Origin of the sequence: Streptococcus sp. 10824 (genome assembly GCF_013276595.1) — a bacterium.
GTDB lineage: Bacteria > Bacillota > Bacilli > Lactobacillales > Streptococcaceae > Streptococcus > Streptococcus pseudopneumoniae.
The window spans coordinates 1-256 of record NZ_VMLH01000108.1 but is presented as its reverse complement, the minus strand read 5'-3'; the positions used below and the strand labels follow the sequence as shown (position 1 = coordinate 256).

At 41.4% G+C, this 256-nt stretch carries 1 pseudogene; it reads right to left on the bottom strand.

The annotated features are described in order from the left end of the window. Window positions 1-256: pseudogene (locus tag HT701_RS11620) on the bottom strand (IS630 transposase-related protein); the annotation flags it as partial.

Genomic DNA, 256 nt, shown 5'->3' with positions numbered 1-256 from the left:
TTTCTCCCCTCTAGGAGCCCCTGCATAAGGACGATAGAGATAGCGGTCGATTCCTGTTTCATCAATATATACGATTGGTAAATCGTTTAGGTTATCCAAAATATCAAGAAACTCAGCGACTTTCTCTGGGTCTTGTTCCTTAAAGCTCGTCATCTTTTTTTGAAGTGACCTTCATCTGCTTTAAAGCTGCCCATACTGAAGGGACAGCACAATCAAAATGTGCCGCAATTTCCCGTAAAAAAGCATCTGAATAAGC